The sequence below is a fragment of the Streptomyces sp. NPDC039424 genome, from assembly GCF_055639495.1.
Genome location: NZ_JBVKAI010000008.1, coordinates 134,688 through 156,270, shown reverse-complemented (window position 1 = coordinate 156,270; position 21,583 = coordinate 134,688). Strand labels below are relative to the sequence as shown.

Genomic DNA, 21,583 nt, shown 5'->3' with positions numbered 1-21,583 from the left:
GTGGACATGACGAAACCCTTTCTGAACGCGTGGGCGGCGATGCCGGACCGGGGTACCGGCCTCAGGATGTTCACCGGCACGTCAGCGGCCGATGACCTCGGGCGATCCGGGGCCGGCGGAGGAGTGCGAGCCGCCCGCGGCGAAGGACGGGGTGAACCCGCGGCCGAGCGGTGCCGAGCCGCGGTGTCCGCGCTCGCCGCGGGTCTCGGCGATCAGCATGTCGACACAGGCCAGCAGATCCTCTTCCTGCGTCGCCCGGCGCATGCGCCGGGCGGCGCTTCCGTCGGCGAGCGCCGCCTCTGTCAGCGCCCGGACGGTCTGCCAGTCCCCGTGGGCCTCCAGCGCGGGGCGCAGCCGGACGAGCAGCTTCCGCACGACCTGCGGCGCAGGCGCCTCCCGGTGGGTCTCGGGATCCACCAGTGTGCCTTCGAGGCCGGACCGGGCGGCACGCCACGAAGCGCCCCGCAGCCACTCGTGCCGGCCCGCGCACCCGGGCGCACCGCGGGTACGGAGCCGCTCGCGGGCCTCGGTCACCAGGGCGCGGAAGAGTCCGGCGATGAGCACCACCGTCTCCGTGCGCGGGCAGGCGTCGCAGATCCGCAGTTCCAGCGTCGGCAGATGGGCCGAGGGCCGGACGTCGTAGTAGATCATCCCCGCGTCGCTGATGATCCCGGCCCGCACGAGGTCGTGCACGGCGGCGTCGTACTCGGCCGCGCTCGGGAAGCAGCCGGCCGGCCCCGCGGTGGGCCAGCGCTGCCACACCATAGTGCGCCAGCTCGCGTATCCCGTGTCGGCCCCCTGCCAGAACGGTGAGCTGGCGGAGATCGCCAGGAGTACCGGCAGCCAGGGCGAGACCACGCACATGGCCCGCACGGCCGTGTCTCTGTCGGGCACGTCCACATGGACCTGGGCCCCGCAGATGAGCTGCTCGTCGGCGACCTTCCGGTACTCCTCGGCCATGTGGCGGTAGCGTGCGCCGGCGGTGGGGTGCGCCGAGGCGGCGGGTGCCAGGGGTGCCGTGCCCGCGGCCACGACGGCCAGCCCCAACGAGGAGGCGGCCCCGTCGAGCCGCCGTCTCGTGCCGGTGAGGTCGGCGTGCAGGTCCTCCAGGGACGTGTGCACCCCGCTGTTCGACTCCACGGTGGACCGGTGCAGCTCGGTCGTGAAGGTCCGTCTGGGGAGCTGACGCAGGACCGCACCGGCACGTGGCACGAGCAGCCCGCTCTCCACCTCCAGGACGTGGAACTCTTCCTCCACTCCGATACGAATGGTCACGGTCGCTCCTCGCGGTGATACCTGAACGCCTGCCCGCCCCAGGGGTGCGACCCGGCGCCGGGGGTTATGTGGCGTCTTGTGGGGATTTCCGAGTTCCCAGGACACCGGCGCATAAGCTCAGGCGAGCACGTTTGACGCTCCTGCCGGTCAATTGAGCAGCCAAGCAGTCGCGCTCCGTCACACCGTGCGGGGGTCGGCGGCTCCCTACGTGAGTACCGCGACGCTGAGGGCGTTGCCGTACACCGTTTCCGGTCGGGTCAGACGCGGTCGGCGACGAGCCCGGCCAGTCGTTCTATGCCGAGGTCGATCCGCTCGGCCGAAAGGACGCTGAACGAGAGGCGTATCTGGTGGAATCCGCCGTCGCCCGCGTAGAAGTGGTGCATCGGTGTCCACAGCACGCCGAAGCGCCCGGCGGAGTACTCGAGCATGGCGTCGTCCGCACGGAACGGCAGCGTGACTACGGCGAACATGCCACCCGCCGGGGTGTTCCAGGAGACGCCGGCGTCGCGCAGCGGACCACGGCTGCCGAAGCGCTCGTCGAGGGCCGTGAGCACGGCGCCCAGGTTCCGGCGGTAGACCTCCGCCTCCCGGGTGGTGGCGCGCTCCACGCTGCAGCCGTTCTCCAGCAGGAACCCGCCGATGACCGCCTGGGCGACCGTGGAGGTGTTGAGCGTGAGCATGCTCTTGAGTTTGGCGAGCTCGTCGGCGAACTGCCCGCCGCCGAGGACGGGTTGGTCCGCGATCACGTATCCCACCCGCGCCCCGGCGAAGGCGGTCTTCGCGAACGACCCGAAGTAGACCACACGCCGGCTCGCGTCCATCGACTTGAGCGTGGGCAGCCGCCCTCCGCCCGCGTGGAACATCGAGTAGGGGTTGTCCTCGAGCAGGAGGATGTCCTCCCGCTCGGCCAGGTCGAGCAGCCCGCGCCGGTCGGCCTCCGACATGCTGACCCCGCTGGGGTTGGCGAAGTCGGGCACCACGTAGCAGGCGCGGGGAGACAGCCCCTCGGCCCGGGCGCGGCGGATCTGTTCGGCGAGATCCGTCAGGTCGATGCCGCCCGGCCCCTCGCGCACGGGACGGACGGGCATGTCGACGAGCCGGCTGGCGCCGAGGAAGCCGACGTACGAGGGGTAGGCCGCGAGGATCACGTCGCGCGGGCCGCTGCGCAGCGACCGGAGCACGAGGACCATCGCCTCCTGGCAGCCGGTGGTCACGAGGACGGACTCGGGGTCGACGGTCAGTCCCTCGTCGTTCTCCAGGTGCTGGGCGATCAGGTGGTGGATGAACCCCTTGGTGCGGCCGTACTGGAAGAAGGTCCGCCGCACGGCCTCGTGCCCGAGACCGAGGTCGTCCGTCAGATGCCGCTCGAAGGTCCGCAGATGGCCGCTGAGCGCGGCGACGTCGTAGAAACCCTCGTAGGGGCGTCCCGCGGCGAAGGAGACGGCCTCCGGGTAGCGGCCGGCGATGTCGTTGAGCAGCGTCATGGAGGTGAGCGCGGGGTCCCGCACCGACGCGTGCAGGGCGGCGGTGTCGAGCCGTACTTGGGGGGCCGTCCCGGCCGGGTCCACCGCGACGCCGGCGAGTTCCTCGGAAACGCTGGTCATGTGGGTTCCTGTTCTCATCGCTTGACCGGTCGCGGGTCAGTCGGACAGAGGGCGGGCGCGTAGTTCGAGGAGACGCTCGGGCTCCTGGAGGTCGCTGATGACCTGCTCCATGTCGTCGCCGACGGCGATGACATGGCCGTACCGGGTGGTGAACTCGGCGGGTGGGAGGGCGAGTCGGTCCCCGGGGACCGTGGTGATGTCCGTCGCGTGGATCGTCGGGCCGAAGCGGTCCTCGTGGACGACGACGTCGATGGTCTCGCACGCGCCCGTGGGCAGGAGGAACCGGATGGCGGCGGCCTTGCGGTGCTTCGGGGTGGTGTCGGGCCGGCGGCCGGCGGCGACGTGGGCGGCGGCGACGACGGGGCTGGAGCCCGTGGCCAGCGAACCGAGGTAGGGGATGAGGTCTCCGCCGAGCCGGGCGTTGATCTCCACCAGGCGCGGGCCCTTGGGGGTGAGCTTGAACTCGGAGTGGGTCGCGCCGTGGACGAAGCCCAGGGCGCGGTGGATCTCCCGGAGCTGGTCGAGCAGTTCCGCGTCGGTGAGCAGCGGGTCGTTCGCGTCGACGTCGTGTCCCGTCTCCTCGAAGTACGGTTCGAGGCCGAGCCGCTTGCGGGCGAGGACCGTCGGGGTGACCTCCCCGTCGTGGATGACCGCGTCGACGCTGATCTCGGGGCCGGTGAGGAACTCCTCCACCAGCACGTTCGCCGGGTAGCGGGGCAGGTTCGGGAACTCGGCGCCGTCGGCGGCGGCGAACGCCGCGGCGACGTCCTCGGGGCCGTCGGCGCGCACGACGCCGAAGCTCGCGGCCATGGCGCGCGCCTTGACGATCACCGGGTAGCCGATCTTCTCGGCCACGACGAGAGCCTCCTCGGCCGTGGTGACGGTGTACGAGAGGGGCTGGGGCACGCCGGCGGCGGCGAGTGCGGCACGGGTGGCCGCCTTGTCCCGGCAGCTGGTGATGGTCTCGGGCGGGCTGCCGGGCAGCCCGAGGTCCTGCGCGAGCCGCGCGCAGGAGACGACCTTCGTCTCGTCGTAGGTGAAGACGCCGACGACCGGGAGGGACTCCATGACGGTCCGCGCCACCGCCCGCACCGCGTCCGCGTCCTGGGTGTCGACCTGGGTGGCACCCGCACAGTACGGGAGCTGCCAGGTCGCCTCGGCCGGGTCCAGGAGCCACAGCCGGTAGTGCCGAGAGACGGCGGCCAGGACGTACTCGCGGTAGGGGCGGTATCCGCTGCCGACGAGCAGCAGGACGGGTGCGCCCTCGGCGGCGGCGCCGGCGGTGTGGACGGCCTGGTCGGTCATGACGGGTTCCTTAGTGAGAAGGCGAACGGGAGTGGTGTAACGGTTCGGCGGAGGCGTTTTAATTCCCGTCGCATTCGCGGAAGAAACCCTGCCAGAAATAGGGCGATACGAATGAGGAAGTGCGCGCGGGATGTCAGCTGATCTCGATTCTTACCGTCCCACCAGGGCGGTGTCAACGGATTCCGGGGCGAACACCACGCCGTCCAGGACAGGGCACAACTCTCCGTTTCACTAGGCACGTTGCCGAGGTCATCATGTTCCCGCCGACGGTAGTGGTGTGCGGCTCGGGACGATAATGTGCGGCGTATGGATCTTCCTGAAAAGAGCAATCCGGGGAACCTGGAGTTCCTCGTTGCCGAAACCGCTGACCGCTGCCCGGGTGCGGGCGATGCCGTACGACAGGAGATGAGTTCGTGATAACGGTCTGGCTGCCCGAGGCGGAGTCCGAGTCCCTTATGGGCGGGCTGCCGGAGGGATTCCGCGCCGACGTGTGGACCGGCGGTCCCGAGCTCCCGGCCTCGGCGGACACGGTGGAGGTCATCGTCCCGCCGTTCGACGTCGCCGACGGGGAACTGGCCCGGTTCGCCGAGCTGCCCCGGCTGAAGCTGGTGCAGCTGGAGTCCGTCGGGGTGGAGTGGATCAAGCCCTTCGTGCCGAGCGGGGTCACGCTGTGCAACGCCCGGGGCGCGTACGACGGTGCGGTCGCCGAGTGGATCATCGGGGTCTCCCTGGCCCATCTGCTGAGGCTGCCGCGCTTCGGGCAGGCGCGGCGCGACGAACGGTGGGACTACGTCCAGACCGACTCCCTCGAGGGCAAGAGGGTGCTGGTCGTGGGCCACGGCTCGATCGGTGCGGCGCTCTCCAGGAGGCTGGCGGCCTTCGACGTCGAGGTCGTGGGTGTGGCCCGGCAGGCGCGGGAGGGCGTGCACGGCTTCGACGAGCTGCCCAAGCTGCTGCCCGAGGCGGACATCGTGGTGCTGCTCGTGCCACTGACCCCCACCACCGCCGGTCTCGTGGACGCCGCGTTCCTGGCCGGGATGCGCGATGGGGCCCTCCTGGTGAACGCGGCCCGCGGCGGCCTCGTCGACAACGCCGCGCTCCTCGCCGAGCTGCGCGCCGGCCGGCTCCTCGCGGCGCTGGACGTGACCGACCCGGAGCCGCTGCCCGCCGGTCATCCGCTGTGGTCCGCGCCCGGGCTCCTGCTGACCCCGCACGTCGCCGGGTCGAACGGCACACCCCCGGCCAAGGCGATGGCCCTGGCCAAGGCACAGCTGCAGCGCTACGCGGCGGGCGAGCCGCTGATCAACGTGATCGGCGAGGACGGATACTGACGGACCGTGCGGGCCGGTGCCCCGACGAGGGCGCCGGCCCGCACGGCTGTCACGCGCGGAGGCCACGGGGACGGTCGCGGGCGCCGGTCAGAGCCAGCCGGAGCGGACCAGCGCCTGCTGCCGGCCCTCGGCGGGGGCCGGCGGCTCGCCCTCCGGCGGGTTGCCGAGCTCGCCCGCGCGCACCCTTTCGAGCAGCCTGCGGGTAGCCTCCACGATCTCGGGCGCGGTCCTGCGCAGCTCAGCCGCGTCGCTCGGAGCGGCGGTGTCGGCGGGGAAGCCGCCCGCCCTCAGCAGACCGTCCAGGTCGGCCAGCCTGTCCCCCAGCCAGCCCAGCGGGTCCGCGGAGAGCTCGCGGACGAAGACCCGGTCGCCCGGATCCCACCCGGTGAAGACCGGGTGGTGGTGCGTGCGGTCGAAGCTTCCCGGCTTCCCGTCGACCGACTCCAGGAAGTCGGCACGCCACACGGGCCGGCCCACCGCGATCGGATAGGCCGCGTAGATGGAGTCGACGAGCTCACCCTGCTCGACCACCCGCAGCTCCAGACGGACGCCGTGCTCGGCGCTCTCCTGTCCCTTGAGGGGTTCGGGATCGACGAAGTACAGATCGCCCACCACGATGCCCACCTTGTCGAAGGCGAACATGTACAGCATCCGCGTTTCCTCTCTCACGGTCGGGCGGCGCGGGCGGGTCGCCCGGCACCGTACCGACGCTCTGATCTCGGTTCTCAGTGTGTGCAGTTGAGGCGGTGAAGCGGCCTACTCGGGTGACCGCTTCGGGACGACCGGGGGCGCTGCCGCCGCGCGGGCCCCGCGCACGCCCCACCAGAGCAGGACGGCGAGCGCCGAGGTGAGCAACGCCGGGGCGAGGCGCAGCATCCCCTCCGGCAGGGAGACCGACCACCCCAGGAGCAGGGACGACAGCGCGGCCCCGCCGAGGATGAAGGCGCGCATCACCGCGTTGACGCGGCCGGCGATCTCCTCCGGGATCATCCGGAAGCGGTACTCGTTGGTGGTGACGTTCATCCCGCCCTCGCCGGCCATCAGGGCGCAGAAGCCGAGGACCACCACCGCGGGCCAAGGTGTCAGCAGAGCCACGCACGACAGGGCGCACATGGCGAACCACAGTCCGATCCGGCGCTCCGAGGGCGCGTCGATCCAGAGCCGGCCGCCGAGCCACGCGCCGAGGGCGCTGCCCGCGGCTCCCGCGGCGAGCACCATGCCCGCCCAACCGCTGGACCAGCCCCAGGTGCGGCTCGCGAGCACCAGGATGACGGTGGGCACGGCGCCGGCGCCGAGGTTGTAGAGCATCAGCGCCAGGGTGATCCGGGGGATGCCCCGGATACGCCGGAAGCTCCTGAAGCCCTCGACCTGCATGCGCAGGAAGCCGCGTTCGGCGGTCGGCTTCTCGCCGCGCGGCAGCGCGAGCGCGACCAGCGCGGTGACGAGGAAGGTCGCCGCGTCGATCCACAGGGCCCAGTGGTCGCCGAGTGCCGCGAGGACGCCGCCGGCGATCGCGGGACCGATGCACCGGGCCAGTTGCGTGGCCGTCCCGTACCTGCTGTACGCCTCGGTGACCTTGTCCGCAGGAGCGAGCTGCGGCAGGAGCCCGAAGTCGCTCGTCAGGTTGGACACCACGGTGCCGCACCCGGCGATCAGCAGGACCACGAGGACGATCTCGACCTGGCCCGCCATCAGCAGCAGCGGTGTCAGGCCGATCAGGACACCCTGGGTGAGCTCCGCGACCATGAACACCTGCCGCCGCTCGTACCCGTCGATCAGCGTGCCCAGGAGGGGCGAGGCGACGAACGGCAGGTACTGCACGCCGAGGCTGAGCGCGGCGAGGATCGGCGACCCCGTGGCGGCGAGGATCGTCCACGGCATCGCCAGGTGCAGGAACGTGTCGCCCAGTTCGGACACCGACGCCGCCGACGTCAGCAGCCAGAACTTGCGCCACGAGGTCTGCGCCGGACGCGGCCGCTCCGGCGTCCGGGCCATGACGGGAGCCGCCCCGGACTCGTCGGGGTCCGTGGTGCTCATCCGCCGTCTCCCTCTCCCGCCTCGGCGAGGGGCACGGTGGTGAGCGCGTAGGTCTCCGCGATCCGTGCCATGTCCTTCTCCACCTCCGCCGAGGACCGGCCGCCGACCAGGAAGCCGCCGGCGTTGGGCCAGACGCTGCCGCTCTGTTCGAGGACGTCGCCGACGGCGGGGATCCGGGTGGCCAGCACCGAGTCGGGGAGGTCGTCGAGTCCGGTGATCCCGTCGACCACCCGGGGTTCCCGCACCGCCAGGGGCATGTAGAGCCACCCGGAGGAATACGGGTCCTGGTGGTCGAGCATGGTCCTCGGGGTCTCCACCTCCGAGGGCCTGCCCAGGCAGGCGAGCACGGCTTCCCGGGCCAGGTCGACGCCGAAGACGGTGCGCTGGTGCCAGGGGATGCCGGCACCGCCGAACCGGTTGCCGATCTCCAGGAAGACCAGCTCGTCGTCGGGCGTGTGGAACAGCTCCAGGTGGATCACGCTCTCCCGCAGACCGAGGGTGTTGACGACAGTCGCGGTGAGGGCGCGGATACGGGCCGCCAGGTCCGGGTCGTCAGGGGTGACGGCGGCGAGCGGCACGTCCCCGTGCTGGAAGTCGAAGCAGGTGTCCAGGTAGCGCGAGGCGCAGAACCAGCGCATGGTGCCGTCGCGTACGACGCCGTCGATGTGGTAGATCGGACCGGCGACGAACTCCTCGACCTCGTGGCCCGCTTCCAGGCCGCCCGCGGCGGCGAGCTCCAGGAGCGCGGCACCGTCGTCGAGGACGTGGACGCCCCGGGCGGCGGCCTGGCTGCGCGGTTTGAGCACGATACGGCCGGGGGCCCGGCGGGCGAAGGCTTCCAGCGCGGCCGGGTCGGTGCCGGAGCCGACGGGCAGGAAACGGGGTACGGGCACGCCCGCGGCCGCCACCGCCTCCTTCATCGGCACCTTGTCCCGGCACAGCATCGCCGTGCGCACGCTCGTGCCCGGGAGCCCGAAGTGCTCGCGCAGCCGGGCGGCCGGCAGCGTGGTGTGCTCGTACATGCCGACGATCGCGGCCGGGGGGCCGAACTCGGCGGCCAGCCCCTCGACGAGTTCGCGGATGCGGTCGAAGGCGTGGTCGTACGTGTCCAGGTCGTCCGAGTCCGGCAGGTCCAGGAGCGCGATCCGCGCGAAGCGCGCGGCCAGCTCCTCGGGGAGCCGGGCGGCGCTGCGGCGCGGCATGACGGCCGTCACGTGGTCGGCGTCGAAGTCGACGGCGTGGGCCTCGGAGGCGTGGAAGCCGACGTGGACGACGTGCTGCCGTTGACGTGCCGGGGTGGCCCGGTCCGCCTCAAGGGTCATGGGCGCACCGCGATCGACTCGTGCAGAAACAGCCGCTTGGCCCGGCCCCCGCGCTCCTTGACGTACGCCACCAGCTTGTCGCTGTCGATCATCGCCGGGTGGTTCTCGTCGTACTCGACACACATGACCGCGCCGAGCCATGGCTCCTGCCCCATCGCGTAGACATAGACCGAGCCGGCCCGGAGCGTGTCGACGATGGCCGAGGCCTGCTCGAAGTTGCTGCCCTTGAGGCGGCGGCCCGCGTCGATCCTGCGCTCCAGGCGCTCGGGGAAGAGCGGCCCGTAGAGCCAGCTGACCGGGGCGCCCACGCTCTCCATTCCGATGAACACCGTGTCCACTTGGCCCACGGAGGCCGTGACCTGCCCGTACAGCTGTGGGGAGATGTTGGTGGAGTCGGCGGCGAACAGGACGCGGGTGCCGTCCAGGTCGAGGAGCCAGCCGCACTTGGTACGGATGCGGATGTCGCCGTGCTCACCGAGGAAGGGCAGGGCCGTGATGGTGCCGCCGGGGGTCTCCAGGGTGTCGAGGTCGTCGAGCTCCACGACGTCCCGGAAGCCAAGGGCGCGCAGGATCCGCTTGAGGTCCGGGTCGACGAGGCTGGAGCTGGCGGACTTGGCGATGACGACACGGCCGACCCGGTGCCGGATCTTGAGCAGCGTCTCCAGGAGCATGTGGTCCTGGTGGTTGTGGGTGATGAGCACGTTGTCGATGCGCTCGGGCAGGTCGTCGAAGGTGAACCGGCCGTCGCTCTCGTGGGAGTAGGCGCTGTAGCTGATCACCGGGTCGACCAGAAACGTGGTGCCGCGGTGGCGTACGAACACGCAGGCGTGGCCCACGTACTCGATGGTGTCCGGGGCGTCCTGTGGAGCGGCGGCCGGTTCAGGGGTCTCCTCGAAGAAGCCCTTGAAGGTCTTTGCGCGCTCCCCCTTCAGGCCGAGCTCGGCGGTGACGCGGTCCAGCTCGTCGGCGCTCATCCCGCCGGCGAAGACCTGGTCGAGCAGCGGCGAGGAGAGCGGGACGGTCACGAGGACCTGCTCGGGGGTGTACTCGAGCACCGGGGTCGTGAGGGCGAACTCCCGGGCGTCCTGGTGGATCTCGGAGAAGCGGACCTGGTGCAGCCCCGGGTCGAAATACGGGGAGGCGTAGAACAGCGGCTCGATGAAGCGGTAGTCGGGGGTGCGGTTGTCCCGGTTGTAGAAGAGCTCCACCCGCCCGGCCAGCGGCTCGGGCAGCTGCCGGTAGACCGGCTCCATGGAGGCGCCGTCCAGGGTGGGCAGGATCTTCTGCTCCAACTCGTCGATGGCGTCGGCGAGTTCCATGAGGGGGGCGTACTGCTCACGCGCCGACTCGTACCAGTCGCGGATCTTCTCGTACGACCCCTCGCGCTCGTGGACGAAGGGTCCGCCCTGGAAGCGGGCCTGCTTGAGCGCGGTGCGGTGCGTGTCGGGCTTCTCCAGGAAGGATTCGACGACAGTGCGGTAGTGGCCCTTGAGGTACTTCGCCAGGGTGAACGGCGGCAGCAGGTACGACCAGGCGTACCACCCGGCGACGGCGGGCTCCGCGATGACATTGCGCTTCAGGGACAGCAGCGGTGCCGAGGTCATGTCAGCTCTCCTACTCACAGGTGGTTCGTCCGGAGTTCCCGGATGATCGGCCGGTCCGTGGTGCGCACGTGCTTGCCCCAGCCCTCGGCGCCGAGCCACTGCCGGAAGGCCGACAGCAGGGGACGCTCGACGGTGCCGTCCTCGTTCACGGTGGTCAGCCACTCCTGCGGGTCCACGATCTGGTCCTGCTCGAAGTCGAGTGCGGCACGCAGCTCCTCGATGTCGTACGTGCGCTGCACGAGGACCGACGCCTTGGCCGGGGCCTTGGAGTCGGCCGCGGCGAGGAGTGCGGCGGTGACGTCGGCGACGTGGCAGACAGGGACGCCGCCGTCGAGGCGGGGCAGCATGCCGTGCCGCAGCGACAGCCGCAGCAGCTGGGCGAACACGTCCCGTTCCAGGAACGAGCCCTCGGAGCCGGTGTGTCCGTACACGAGCCCGGCGCGTACGAGGTCGACGCGGCAGCGCTCGCCCGCGAGCGCCCCGACGTATCCCTCGGCGAGGAACTTCGCCTGCGAGTACGGTTCCCCGACCGCGGCCAGCGCCTCCTCGGTGAGGGGCACGAAGCCCGCGCCGACGGAGGCGGCGGACAGGAAGACGAAGCGCGGCGCGTCCAGGGCTGCGGCCGCACGCACCAGGGCGCGGGTGGAGGCGATGCTGCCGTTCAACTGGCGTTCGAGCGGCAGGAGGTGGTTGACCTCGAAGCCGCAGTGCACGACGGGGCCCCAGCGGTCGCCGCCCCCGGCCGCGCTGTCGAGGTCGTCGTAGCCGAGGAACTCGACGCCGGCGAGGTCGGCGGGGTCTCGGTCGAAGCGCGCGCAGTGCCGGGAGACGAGCTCCGCGGGGTCGCTCGTGGTCACGACGGTGACGGCGCGCCCGTCCGCGAGGAGCCGGTCCAGGACATGGCCGCCGATGAAGCCGCCGGCGCCGGTGAGGACGACGGCACGCCGTCGCTCCCCGTCGTCCGCCGGTTGCGGGCGCAGGGCGGTGAGCTCGGCCGGCAGCCCGGCCAACTCCGCGGAGACGGTGGCGAAGACACCCGGCACGGGGTCGTGTGCCGCCGCCCCGGCCTCGGCCTCGGCCCTGGTCCCGGTCCCGTCCGCGGCCTCGTTCCCGGACAGGCCGCGCAGGCCCTGGAGGAACCCGTCGACGCTGAAGTCGTAGCTGAGCAGGTCGAAGACGGCCTGGACGGTGTCCTCGCCGTAGATCTCGCTCAGTTCGACCTGGACCCGGACGAGCGCGAGCGAGTCGCCGCCCGCGTCGAAGATGGAGAGGTCGGCCTCGATCTCGGTGCCGAGGACGCCCGCCACGACGGCGTGGACGGTGGCCCGGTCGTCGCGAGAGGCCTGCCCCGAGTCCGTAGGGGATGCGCCGTCGGCCGTGTCCACCGGCTCCGCCGCCTGGTGCAGGAGAGCCCGTACGGCCGCCTTGTCCGCCTTGCCGTTGTCCGTGATCGGCAGTTCGGGGAGGGCGAGCAGGGCGTCCGGCACCTCCCAGGGCGGCAGCAGCGCGCGCAGCCGCGTCTTCAGCTCGGCCTCCGGGTGGGCCGTCGCGGTGTGCGCCAGGACCAGCGAGGTGTCGTCCTCCAGGAGCACCGCCGACGCGTCCAGGAGCTCCGCGATCCTGCCGCTCAGCTCGGTGAGGCTGATGCGGTGGCCGAGGCGTTTGATCTGCTCGTCGATGCGTCCGAGGTAGTAGACCTCGCCGTCGCGGAGTTCTACCTCGTCGCCGGTGTGGTAGGCGGGGCTGCCGTCGACGGCGGTGAAGGGTCCGCCCTCGCGGGGCACGCCTTCGTAGCCGAGTGCGACGCCTTGGCCGACGAGGACGAGTTCGCCGCGTCCTGAGGGGGCGTATGTGCCGTGCTCGGGGTCGTGGACCCGTGCCTCGTAGCCGCCGATGGGGCGGCCGACGGAGGTGGTGAAGCGGGTGGGTTCGGCGACGGAGAAGCAGACGGTGCCCTCGGTGGGGCCGTAGGCGTTGAGGACCCTGCTGTAGCGGGCCGCGGCCCGGAACTCCACCTCGGACAGGGCCTCGCCCGCGAAGACGACCGTGCCGATCGCCTTGCGGGCCCCGTCGTCCAGCCGGGCGTACACCGACGGCGGCACCGTGATCACGTCACAGCCGTGGTCCCGCAGATGCGTCCCCACGGCACCGAGCCACGAGGCGCCCTCATGGGGCGGCACCACCAGGCGGGCGCCGGCGTACAGCGTCACCAGGATCTCGGCGATCGACGCGTCGAACGACAGCGACGAGAACTGCAGCACGCGGTCACCCGGTTCGATACCGAAGAGCCGGGTCTGCTCGCGGCAGAGATTCTCGATGCCGGCATGGCCCACGTTGACCAGCTTGGGCACACCGGTGGAGCCGGAGGTGAAGATCGAGTACGCCACCTCCGAGACGGGCGTGGTCCTCGTTTCCGCGTTCTCGCCCGTTTCCGCGGCGGCGGACGCGATCTCCTCGCAGCCCAGCACCCTGACCGCTCCGCCCTGCTCCTGGAGCGCGATGCGCACGTCCGGCGTGCAGCACAGGACGAGGCGCGGATCCGCGGCCCGTATGGCCTCCCGCATGCGGTCCACGGGCAGCTTGGGGTTGAGCGGGGTGTGGACGAGCCCCGCCCGCATCACCGCGAGCGCCCAGATCAGCGCCTCGGCGGTGTGGTCGCCGACCAGGACGACCCGGCCGCCGTCCGGGCAGAGCCGGCGCAGCTGCGCCGAGCGGTCCCGGGTGACCTCGTCGAGTTCCGCGTACGACCAGCTCCGCGTTCCCGATTCCAGCGCCAACAGGTCGCCGCGCCGCCCGAGGTGTTGGGCGACGAAGGCAGGCAGTTTCACGGATGGACCCTCTTTCGACTTGCTGAACGTGCAGTACGGGGAGGTCGGCCGGGGGCCGTGCAGGTGGAGGCGCGGGTGTCCCGGCGATCAGGCTTGAGCGCCGGGACACCCCGCTAGGCGATGACCCGGGCCTCGGCCGAGGGCCTGCGGACGCGCGACCGGCGCAGGTCCCGGGTGATGTTCATGCGCTTGAGCCAGCGGTCCGTGCCGTCGTACCGCGCCGTGAACGGCTTGCGGCCGTGGATCGCCTGGAAGTTGTCGAGGAAGAGGATCTCGCCCGGGGCGAGGGTGACGTCCTGGAGCTTCCGGTTGATCTCCTCGCACAGCCGGTCCAGCGCGCCGGCCGCTTCCTCGTTCAGCGCAGTCATGCAGTCGGGATCGACACACAGGTACGGGTCGTCCTCGCCGCCGAACAGCACCGGCTGCACGGACGGGTTGCGGTGCAGTTCCTCGATGCGGTCGAAGCTCTCGCGCGCGGCGGCGTGCCGGTGCTCCGGCAGGTGGGTGGTGTAGGCGTTGCGCTCCGCCGAGTGCGAGCCGCTCGGCCGGGCGGCGAACAGCGGCTGCCGGAGGATCTTCCGGTCCCCCTCGTCGATCTCCAGCTCGGCGATGTCGGCGTAGGTGGTCGGGGCTCCGTACGGATTGCGCAGGCACATCAGCGCCGTGTAGTCGGAGCGGTGGGGATGGAACGCCTCCTCGGTGTGCCACGCCAGCGTCTCCGCCGAGCCGGAGGAGATCTGCTCCTTCTCGTGGCCCTTGATGGGCACGATGTTGTGCATCAGCAAACCGAGGTGCAGCGTCGTGTAGCCGAACGGGTCGCCGAGCAGCTGGGCGCACAGGGCGAAGACGGCCTCCTCGCGGAGCGCCGCGGCCTCCTCGTCCTGGTGCCAGTGGCCGGGGGTCGGCGGGAGGTCCTCGCTGATCCGTACGCCGGACAGCAGGAATCCGCCCGACGGCTCGGTCAGCCGGAACTCGGTGAGCGCCCGGCGCAGGTCCCGGGGGAGCTCGTGCGCGAGCACGGCCGCCTTTTGGTGGAACTCGGCCGCGTGCACGCTCGCCACGTCGGCGGTCAGCTCCCGCACGAGCTCGTCGATCTCCGCGTTGGCCTGGGCGTCCAGGTGGTACTTCTCCATGTCCACGACCTTCGTAGAAGTAGGAACGTCCTGCTCTCGTGAGGCGCTGTCAGCCCTGTGCGTCGACGAGGGCGTACGCGCGGACCGGGAAGGTGCCCATTCCGGCGATCGCGACGGGCGCGGCGTGGAAGCGGAAGGAACGGCCGACGACCTGCTCGAGCCCCGTCATGTGCTCGACGACCGGGATGTCCGCGGCGAGCAGCCCGGTGTGCGCCGGACGCGTCCCGTCGGCCATGTCGTCGATGTTGACCGAGTCGATGCCGACCAGTGCGGGGCGGCGGGCCACCAGCCACTCGACGGCGTCCGCGTTCAGGAACGGGTGCTCCGCGTCGCTGTACGCTTCGGTGCCCCAGTGCCGGTCCCAGCCGGTGTGCACCAGGACGGCCCGGTCGGTCACCTCCAAGCCCTCGAAGGCCTCGGGACCGATGCCGCGGGTGCCCGCCGGCACGGAGACGGCCACCCCTTCCAGGTCCGCGAAGCGGGACAGCGGCACCTCGGAGAGGTCGGCGCCCCCGTCGAAGCGGTGGAAGGGGACGTCCGCGTAGGTGCCGGTGTTGGCCACCAGGGTGATCCGCCCGATCTGGAACTCCGTCCCGGGGGTGTACTTGCCGCGCGAGTCCGCCCGGGACATGTGGTCCTCGATGACCGGCCCCGGGAGCCCGGGGTAGGTGGTCATGCCCGCCCGCACGACGTGCGACAGGTCGACGAGGTCCCTCTTGCTGGTGTTCATCGCAGATCTCCGAATCGCCGCAGGCGGCTGGGCAGGGTGGCCAGGGACAGCCACGGTGTGTACGAGTACTCGAGCATCGAGTCGTGGAAGCTCTTGCCGAAGCGGGTGTAGTAGAGGCCGTTCGGCGAGGACACGCTGAGGACGGTGACGGTGCCCTTGTGCAGACGCAGCCGGACGGTGCCGTCGAGCGGCCGGTCCAGGTCGGCCAGGCACTTCGCCAGGCTCTCCCCGAGGTGGCTGAACCATCCGCCCTGGACGACCGTGGTGGTCCACTCGCGGGCGATGGCTCCGCGTACCGCGTGCTCCTGGGCCGTGTACACGGCGTTGGCCAGGACCTGGTGCGCCTTGATGATGACGGTGGCGGCGGGCGCCTCGCGGACCTCGTGGTTCTTCACGCCGAAGGGCGTGTCCTCCAGGCCGGAGGAGCGACCGACGCCGTGCTCGCCGGCGAGTGTGTTGAGCCGGTGCACGAGGTCGCCGAAGGCGATGGGCTCGTCGTTCAGGGCGACGGGCAGCCCCGCTTCGAAGGTGAAGGCGATCTCGACCGGCTCGTCGGAGGCGTCCGACACATCCCTGGTCCACCTGAAGACGCTCTCGTCGAGGCGGTTCTCCGGGCTTTCCAGGGACCCGCACTCGATGACGCGTGCCCAAGGGTTGCTGTCGATGCTGTGGATGCCCTCGGGGAAGGTGACGCCGACCTCCCGGAGCGCGGCCAGCTTGTCCGCGCGGGGCAGGTCGGAGCCCAGGAAGGGCGCGGCGACGCCGATCTCGGGGTCGAGCGCGGCGATCGACCCGCTGAGCCGGATCGAACTGTTCTGCATGTACGTGGCCGTGTGACCGATGACGTCGCAGCCGTGCTCACGCGCCACGCGGACCGCGGTCTGCGCCATGAGCGGCCGCGTGAGCGTCGACCCGACGGGGAACTGCTCCTGGTACAACGCGTCCGCGTGCACCGCGGCGGGGGCGAACTCGCCAAAGAAACGATCCGTCACATCCACATCGACGAACTCGGCGCCGAACAGGCGGGCCTGCTCCGCGGCCGTGGCGGACGGCTCGGGGTCACCGATGCGCACGTTGAGCGCGGTCACGGTGGTACCGAGCGTCTGGAGGTGCTGGAGCAGATACGTTCCGTCGAGCCCGCCGGAGTAGAGCAGGAGCATGTGGCGTGGCGGTCGCTCGGCCAGCTCCTCCAGGGTGGTCATGAACCGGTTCACGCCGGATCCTCGATTCGCAGTGTGGGGGTGACGCCGGCCGGTGCGGCGGAGAGACCGATGGTGAGCAGGGGTGCGCAGACCCGCGAGCCCGGGGCACGGGCCGCTCGGGAGCGGCGGATGTCCGAGACGGCGAAGCAGCGTCTGAGCCAGCGGTCCGTTCCGTCGAAGCGCGCGACGAACGGGGAACGCCCGTGGATGGCGGAGCGGTTGTCGACCACGAGGATGTCGCCGACGTCCAGCACCGCCCCGCTCAGCGTCGCCAGGAACGCCGACTTGAGCTCCTCGAACGCCGCTCGCGCCTCGTCCCCGAGGGGTTCCATGGCGTGGAAGTCGGCGAGCAGCTCCGGCATGTCGGCCGCACCGGACAGCACAGGCACCGGGTCGGTCAGCAGGTTGGTGCTGCCGTCCCCGAAGGAGCTGCTCACCCGGAGCCGGAAGAGCGGCCGGCGCAGCAGGGCGACGGTCTCCTCGGAGAGCAGGGGCAGCGCCCGCGTCACGGAGCCGAGGACGGTGTGGGCCCTTCGCTCGTGATCGGGGCGAAGACACATCAGGGTGATGAAGTCCGGCTTGTACGGATGAAATCCGTCCTCGGTGTGGAGTTCGAGATATACGGTCCCCGAATTCTCCTGGCGTTCCGCCGCTCCTTCGACAGGAGCGACGTCCTGGACGATTCGACCCGCTTTCTCGTCGGCGTAGGAGATGACCTCTCCGACGGTGGAGGCGACCGCGAGTTGGGCGAAGGTGGCCACCGGGAGCTCGTCCCAGTCCGTCAGGTACCCATTGGGCGGAGTCACCGGAATGTCGACGTCGGTCGGCATGTTTCTGATGAGAAGGACGCCCGCGTCATTCCCGTGCCGACGGAACTGACGCAGTGTCTGCACGATCCGGCTGGGCAGCCGGTATCCGGAGAGTTCGGCCGCTGTGAGTAACTCTTCGTCGTCCAGGGACCGAGACTTCATCGCGCGGGCGTTCGCCGCAAATTCCTCGTGTGCAGCTTCCCGTTCGACGTCGGTCAAGGCGATGGTCACGTCGTCCAGCGCCCCGAGGCCGTTGCCCGCGGACTCACCGCCGGATGTATCCGACAGTAACGTTGGTTCTCGTACCTGAATCACCAGGCCCCTCCCTTGACTTCACAACTGCATGCGAGGTTCGGCCGTCCGAATCGATGCTGTTGAGTCGAATTACGATGACCTGACAGCGCGCGTCGACAGGTGCCGAACCGGCCGCTCCCGCACCACGAGAATGGCGCGAAAAGGCCTTGCGGCACCTCAGAATGGCCGGAATCCGTCGACTCCCCAAGAGGGGGAGGACGACCCTGTCAGGTCCAGCGATCGGCTGCGACCAGCCTCACAGTCGGTTTCTCAACGCGGCATCCTGGGCATTGGGCCGATCCGGAGGTGGCTCCAGGGCCGGCGATGCCGGAGCGTGCGACGACACGACGTAAACGGCACATCCGAGTCCAACTCGGTGTCGTGCATGAAAGACTCCCCCGTGTCAAAGCCCGATGCCCTTCATCCAAACAGATAAGTCCCGGTCCAGGCAAGGGACTTCGATCCCATCCGCAAAGATGCCTGCGCTTGCCACCCCTGCGGCTCCAAACTACAGTGCGTGCTGCAGAGGCTACGAATGCATCGACGGGGGATATTCAGTGAGACATGACCGGTTTTGACACCCTCTTGCCAGCACATCGGGCACATGTGAGGATGATCTTCGGCGATCCGTCGCGAGTCAAGCGAGCGGATATCCGCGCCATGCGCGCACACGCCGTCTTCCCGAGTTGTACATAGCGGTGACCGATCACCTTCCAACGGCCGTATGTCCGATTGAGCCGACTTCCGGACGAATGGGTGTATCCCACCCTCGACCGCCATTCCTTCCATTGCGCCCGAAGTCTCGTGATCCGTGGCGCAAACAGCGCACATGGCAGAGGAAAACCACCTCGTGGAACCACACCATGGGAATTCGCACATGAGCCGTACGACAATTCATGAACTGATAACAGAACGGGCCCAGGCGAACCCTGATCTCTCGGCCGTCGAAGACGGTACCGACCACCTCGGATTCGGCGAATTGGAACGCCGTTCCAACGCTGCGGCGCAACGCTTGGTCGCCCAGGGGGTAAAGCCCGGGGTCTTCGTCGCCGTGTGTCTGGAGCGCTCCGTCTCCATGGTCGTGACGTTGCTGGCCATCCTGAAGGCCGGCGGCGGCTATGTGGCCCTCGACCCCGCGCACCCCGAGGCCCGGCTGCGCTGGATCCTCGAGGACATCCGGCCCCGCCTCGCGATAGCGAGCCGGACGATGCGATCGGCGGTGCCCTCGGACGGCCTGCCGCTGCTGATCGCCGAGGAGCTGGCCGCCCCGCCGGAGCCGCACAAGACCGGCGGCGCCTGGGAAACCGCGGGTGCCACGGCGGAGTTGCCGCCCGGGGACCCGAACCGCCTCGCCTTCATCACCTACACCTCGGGAACCACCGGCCGGCCCAAGGGCGTCATGGCCGAGCACGGTTCCGTCGCCTGGTTCATGGGCGTGATCGCCCCCTACCTGAAGCTCGGGCCCGGCACCCGCTTCCTGCAGTTCTACCCACTGACCTGGGAGACGCAGGCGCTCGACATCTACGCGGTGCTCGCCGCCGGCGGCACCGTCGTCATCCCGCCCCCCGCGGTCGAGACCGCCGGGCCGGGCCTCGTACGGTTCCTGCACGACGCGCGGGTCACCGGCGCGATGCTGCCGCCCGCGTTGCTCGCCGAGCTCACCGAGGAACCGGCCCTGCCCGACCTGCACACGCTGGCCTACATCGGTGAGCGCTGCCAGCCGCAGGCCGCCGAACGCTGGGGCAGCGGCAGGCGGTTCATCAATGTGTACGGCCCCACCGAGGTGACGGTCGCGGCGAGCGTCTCGGACGAGCGCCGCCCCGGCGAGGCGCCCCCCATCGGCAAGCCGCTGCCCGGTCGTGAACTCCACATCCTGGACGAGCGGATGCGGCCCGTACCGGACGGCGAACCCGGCGAGCTCTACGTCGGCGGCCGCGGACTGGCCCGGGGCTACTGGGGGCTTCCCGAACTGACGGAGCGACAGTTCCCGGCAGACCCGTTCAGCGACCGCCCCGGCGCCCGGCTCTACCGCACCGGCGACCGTGTGCGGCTCCTGCCCGACGGCAATCTGGACTTCCTGGGCCGCGTGGACGGGCAGCTGAACGTCCGCGGCCACCGCGTGGAGCGCGGCGAGGTCGAGGCCGTCCTCGCGTCCCACCCCGGCGTGCGCTCGTGCGCCGCGGTCGTCCAGGGCGACGGACCCGACGCCCGGCTCGTCGCCTTCGTCGTCGGCGCCGCCGGTATCGAGTCGGAGCTCCCCGAGCTGCTGGCGCGGGAGCTACCGCCCGTCATGGTCCCGTCCTTCGTCGTGCGACTCGACAGCCTTCCGCTCAACCAACACGGCAAGGTCGACCTGGCGAAGCTGCGCACGCACCCTCTGCCGGGCACGGGCACAAGGACCGCCTACACGGCGCCGAAGGCCGGGACCGAGACGGACCTCGCCCGGATCTGGGAGGAGGTCCTGGGCACGGAGCGGGTGGGTGCCACCGACGGCTTCCGCGCCCTGGGTGGCACCTCGCTCCAGGCCATCCGGGTGCAGAACCGTATCCGCGAGCACTTCGGCGTCCCGCTGACCGTGCGCGAGGTGCTCGGGACCGGCACGCTGGCGGAAATGGCCGGGCTGCTGGCCGCCGGCGACGCGGACCGGGCCGCGCTGCCCCCGCTCGCCCGGACGGACACCGGCCCGTCCTACCCCGCCTCGCTGCACCAGCGGCGGGTGTGGACCCAGGCCCGGATGAAGCCGGCGGCGTCCGTCGCCTACAACGAGACCTCCGCGCTGCACCTGACCGGGCAGCTCGACGTGCCCGCGCTCCGGCAGGCCGTACAGGACCTGGCGGACCGTCACGAGGCCTTCCGCAGCAGCCTCCACCTCGACGGTGCCGACCTGCGGGTCGACGTCGCCCCCCGGGTGACGGTGGAGCTGGCCGAGGAGGACCTGAGCGGCTCCCCCGACCCCCTCGCGGAGGCCGCACGCCGCGCCGCCGCGCTGGGAGCGAAGCCCTTCGCCCTGGACCGGGCTCCCCTGCTCCGGGCGTTCCTGCTCACCACGGCGCCCGACGCGTGGGTGCTCGTCCTCGTCACCCACCACACGGTCGCCGACGGCCTGTCGCAGGACGTGCTCGACCTCGACCTGGCGCGGTGCTACGCCGCGCGCCGGGACGGCCGTACCCCTCCCCCGCGTCCGGACGCCGAGCTGCGGCCCCGGGACCACGCGGTCTGGCAGCGCGCCACGGTCGGACACCCCGCGCTCACCACGGGTCTCGCCCACTGGCGCGAGCTGCTCGCCGGCGCGCCGACGGAGGTGCGTCTGCCGGCCGCCGTGTCACGGCCGCCCTCGTTCAGTCATCTGGGCGCGCGGCTCAACCAGGGCACGGGCGCCGAACTGCGCCAGGCCGTGGAGCGGTTGGCGAAGGAGGCGGGCACCACGCCGTACGCCGTCTGTCTCCTCGCGCTCGCCGTGCTGGTGTCCCGGCACACCGGACAGCATGACGTGCTCATCGGCTCGCCGTTCTCCGGGCGCCCGAACCGGGAGTCCGAAGACGTCATCGGCTTCTTCACCAACACCGCGGCGATGCGGGTGCCGCTCGGCGACGAGCCGGTCCCGCTGCAGGTGCTCGACGGCCTCGACGGCCAGATCCAGGAGGCGCTGGAACACCAGCACGTCGCGTTCAACGACGTGGTGCGGGCCGTCGGAGCCCGGGCCGGCGCCTCGGGCCAGCCCCTCGTCCAGGTGGTCCTCGCCTACCAGGGACCGCTGCGCCCGTTCGCCGGGCTCACCGGCACCGACGCGGTGCCGTGGCTCGTGGACAACGGCACCGCCAAGGCCGATCTGACCATCGAGATCAACGAGGTCGAGGACGAGCTGGTGGTGGTACTCCCCTACAGCGCCGACGTCCTGGACCAGCCGACCGCACAGCGGATGCTCGACGAGTACGTCGACATCCTGCGCGAGGTGACGAGCGAGCCCGGCCGGCCGGTGCGCCTCTCGGCAACGGAGTCATGACACACGCTTCGGCGCAGCGGTCACCCGCCCCCGCCGTCACCCCCGTTCCTCCCGCCGCGCGGCGGCCGGCGGACCGCGCCCCCCGGCCTCGTCACCGCACGACGGA

General features: G+C 71.0%; 14 protein-coding genes. 2 read left to right on the top strand and 12 right to left on the bottom strand.

All coding sequences use genetic code 11. The annotated features are described in order from the left end of the window. Window positions 1-81 precede the first annotated feature (81 nt). The 3 genes from ACZ7L0_RS21790 to ACZ7L0_RS21780 all read right to left on the bottom strand — a co-directional run bounded on the left by ACZ7L0_RS21790 (window position 82) and on the right by ACZ7L0_RS21780 (window position 4,184). Window positions 82-1,275, bottom strand: coding sequence for a carboxylate-amine ligase (locus ACZ7L0_RS21790; protein ID WP_471244150.1), 1,194 nt, complete (start codon window positions 1,273-1,275; stop codon window positions 82-84). A gap of 257 nt (window positions 1,276-1,532) precedes the next feature. Then, the gene (locus ACZ7L0_RS21785; protein ID WP_471244149.1) at window positions 1,533-2,879 is read right to left on the bottom strand and encodes an aminotransferase-like domain-containing protein; all 1,347 of its coding nucleotides are present in this window, start codon (window positions 2,877-2,879) and stop codon (window positions 1,533-1,535) included. 36 nt (window positions 2,880-2,915) lie between these two features. Then, window positions 2,916-4,184, bottom strand: coding sequence for an ATP-grasp domain-containing protein (locus ACZ7L0_RS21780; protein ID WP_471244148.1), 1,269 nt, complete (start codon window positions 4,182-4,184; stop codon window positions 2,916-2,918). A 413-nt stretch (window positions 4,185-4,597) separates the two neighbouring features. On the opposite strand from ACZ7L0_RS21780, the gene ACZ7L0_RS21775 reads away from it, so the two are divergent. Beyond that, window positions 4,598-5,515, top strand: coding sequence for a 2-hydroxyacid dehydrogenase (locus ACZ7L0_RS21775; protein ID WP_471244147.1), 918 nt, complete (start codon window positions 4,598-4,600; stop codon window positions 5,513-5,515). An 87-nt stretch (window positions 5,516-5,602) separates the two neighbouring features. On the opposite strand, the gene ACZ7L0_RS21770 is transcribed toward ACZ7L0_RS21775, so the two are convergent. The 9 genes from ACZ7L0_RS21770 to ACZ7L0_RS21730 form a co-directional block, all read right to left on the bottom strand. Beyond that, entirely contained in the window at window positions 5,603-6,166 is a 564-nt protein-coding gene (locus ACZ7L0_RS21770) for a hypothetical protein (protein WP_471244146.1), read from the bottom strand. Between the two features lie 105 nt (window positions 6,167-6,271). Then, window positions 6,272-7,552, bottom strand: coding sequence for an MFS transporter (locus ACZ7L0_RS21765; protein ID WP_471244145.1), 1,281 nt, complete (start codon window positions 7,550-7,552; stop codon window positions 6,272-6,274). Next, on the bottom strand, window positions 7,549-8,874 hold the full coding sequence (locus ACZ7L0_RS21760) for an ATP-grasp domain-containing protein (RefSeq protein WP_471244144.1): 1,326 nt from the start codon (window positions 8,872-8,874) through the stop codon (window positions 7,549-7,551). The genes ACZ7L0_RS21765 and ACZ7L0_RS21760 overlap by 4 nt, the downstream gene beginning before the upstream one ends. Continuing rightward, entirely contained in the window at window positions 8,871-10,478 is a 1,608-nt protein-coding gene (locus tag ACZ7L0_RS21755; protein ID WP_471244143.1) for an MBL fold metallo-hydrolase, read from the bottom strand. The genes ACZ7L0_RS21760 and ACZ7L0_RS21755 overlap by 4 nt, the downstream gene beginning before the upstream one ends. Before the next feature lie 14 nt (window positions 10,479-10,492). After that, window positions 10,493-13,306 (bottom strand): AMP-binding protein, encoded by a 2,814-nt coding sequence (locus tag ACZ7L0_RS21750; RefSeq protein ID WP_471244142.1) that lies wholly within the window; start codon window positions 13,304-13,306, stop codon window positions 10,493-10,495. Between the two features lie 113 nt (window positions 13,307-13,419). Then, window positions 13,420-14,439, bottom strand: coding sequence for a guanitoxin biosynthesis L-enduracididine beta-hydroxylase GntD (gene gntD / locus ACZ7L0_RS21745; protein WP_471244141.1), 1,020 nt, complete (start codon window positions 14,437-14,439; stop codon window positions 13,420-13,422). 49 nt (window positions 14,440-14,488) lie between these two features. Next, on the bottom strand, window positions 14,489-15,169 hold the full coding sequence (locus tag ACZ7L0_RS21740) for a cyclase family protein (protein WP_471244140.1): 681 nt from the start codon (window positions 15,167-15,169) through the stop codon (window positions 14,489-14,491). Continuing rightward, window positions 15,166-16,383 carry an argininosuccinate synthase domain-containing protein gene (locus ACZ7L0_RS21735; protein WP_471244139.1) on the bottom strand — a complete coding sequence of 406 codons (1,218 nt, stop codon included), beginning with the start codon at window positions 16,381-16,383 and terminating at the stop codon, window positions 15,166-15,168. The genes ACZ7L0_RS21740 and ACZ7L0_RS21735 overlap by 4 nt, the downstream gene beginning before the upstream one ends. Further along, on the bottom strand, window positions 16,380-17,201 hold the full coding sequence (locus ACZ7L0_RS21730) for a TauD/TfdA family dioxygenase (RefSeq protein ID WP_471244138.1): 822 nt from the start codon (window positions 17,199-17,201) through the stop codon (window positions 16,380-16,382). Before ACZ7L0_RS21730 ends, ACZ7L0_RS21735 begins: the two co-directional genes overlap by 4 nt. A 1,102-nt stretch (window positions 17,202-18,303) precedes the next feature. Between ACZ7L0_RS21730 and ACZ7L0_RS21725 the strand changes: the two genes are divergently transcribed. Then, complete coding sequence (locus tag ACZ7L0_RS21725; RefSeq protein ID WP_471244137.1) at window positions 18,304-21,477, top strand: amino acid adenylation domain-containing protein; 3,174 nt, start codon at window positions 18,304-18,306, stop codon at window positions 21,475-21,477. Window positions 21,478-21,583: the final 106 nt, after the last annotated feature.